This window comes from Kitasatospora sp. NPDC093550 (genome assembly GCF_044764985.1).
Taxonomy (GTDB): Bacteria; Actinomycetota; Actinomycetes; order Streptomycetales; family Streptomycetaceae; genus Kitasatospora.
Window position 1 is genome coordinate 1 of sequence record NZ_JBIWJF010000077.1, and the last position, 1,838, is coordinate 1,838.

The 1,838-nt window shown below is 57.3% G+C and carries 1 rRNA gene; it reads left to right on the plus strand.

What is annotated here, in order from left to right:
* A 23S ribosomal RNA gene (locus ACIRD3_RS40510) occupies positions 1-1,836 on the plus strand; the annotation flags it as partial.
* Positions 1,837-1,838 lie beyond the last annotated feature (2 nt).

The window sequence follows — 1,838 nt, forward strand, 5'->3', positions numbered from 1 at the left end:
AACGCCTGCTGTGATGGGTAGGGGAGCGTCGTGTGCCGGGTGAAGCGGCCGAGGAATCGAGTCGTGGACGGTATACGAGTGAGAATGCAGGCATGAGTAGCGATACAAGAGTGGGAAACTCTTGCGCCGATTGACCAAGGGTTCCTGGGTCAAGCTGATCTGCCCAGGGTAAGTCGGGACCTAAGGCGAGGCCGACAGGCGTAGTCGATGGACAACGGGTTGATATTCCCGTACCCGCTTTGAAGCGCCAACGCTGAACCTCTTGATGCTAAGCCCGTGAAGCCGTCCCGGAGCCTTCGGGCAAAGGGAAGTGGTGGAGCCGGTGACCCAACGGGGTAGTAGGTGAGCGATGGGGTGACGCAGGAAGGTAGTCCAGCCCGGGCGGTGGTTGTCCCGGGGTAAGGGTGTAGGACGTGGGGTAGGCAAATCCGCCTCACACATAGTCTGAGACCTGATGCCGAGCCGATTGTGGTGAAGTGGATGATCCTATGCTGTCGAGAAAAGCCTCTAGCGAGTTTCATGGCGGCCCGTACCCCAAACCGACTCAGGTGGTCAGGTAGAGAATACCGAGGCGTTCGGGTGAACTATGGTTAAGGAACTCGGCAAAATGCCCCCGTAACTTCGGGAGAAGGGGGGCCATTCCTGGTGACGGGCCTTGCGCCTTGAGCTGGGGGTGGCCGCAGAGACCAGCGAGAAGCGACTGTTTACTAAAAACACAGGTCCGTGCGAAGCCGTAAGGCGATGTATACGGACTGACGCCTGCCCGGTGCTGGAACGTTAAGGGGACCGGTTAGCTCTGATTCGTCGGGGCGAAGCTGAGAACTTAAGCGCCAGTAAACGGCGGTGGTAACTATAACCATCCTAAGGTAGCGAAATTCCTTGTCGGGTAAGTTCCGACCTGCACGAATGGCGTAACGACTTCTCGACTGTCTCAACCATAGGCCCGGTGAAATTGCATTACGAGTAAAGATGCTCGTTTCGCGCAGCAGGACGGAAAGACCCCGGGACCTTTACTATAGCTTGATATTGGTGTTCGGTTCGGCTTGTGTAGGATAGGTGGGAGACTGTGAAGCAGCAACGCCAGTTGTTGTGGAGTCGCCGTTGAAATACCACTCTGGTCGTGCTGGATGTCTAACCTGGGTCCGTGATCCGGATCAGGGACAGTGTCTGGTGGGTAGTTTAACTGGGGCGGTTGCCTCCTAAAGGGTAACGGAGGCGCCCAAAGGTTCCCTCAGCCTGGTTGGCAATCAGGTGTTGAGTGTAAGTGCACAAGGGAGCTTGACTGTGAGACTGACGGGTCGAGCAGGTACGAAAGTAGGGACTAGTGATCCGGCGGTGGCTTGTGGAAGCGCCGTCGCTCAACGGATAAAAGGTACCCCGGGGATAACAGGCTGATCTTCCCCAAGAGTCCATATCGACGGGATGGTTTGGCACCTCGATGTCGGCTCGTCGCATCCTGGGGCTGGAGTAGGTCCCAAGGGTTGGGCTGTTCGCCCATTAAAGCGGTACGCGAGCTGGGTTTAGAACGTCGTGAGACAGTTCGGTCCCTATCCGCTGTGCGCGTAGGAGTGTTGAGAAGGGCTGTCCCTAGTACGAGAGGACCGGGACGGACGAACCTCTGGTGTGCCAGTTGTCCTGCCAAGGGCATGGCTGGTTGGCTACGTTCGGGAGGGATAACCGCTGAAAGCATCTAAGCGGGAAGCCTGCTTCGAGATGAGCACTCCCACCTCCTTGAGAGGGTAAGGCTCCCAGTAGACGACTGGGTTGATAGGCCGGATATGGAAGCCCTGTGAGGGGTGGAGTTGACCGGTACTAATAGGCCGAGGGCTTGTCCTCAG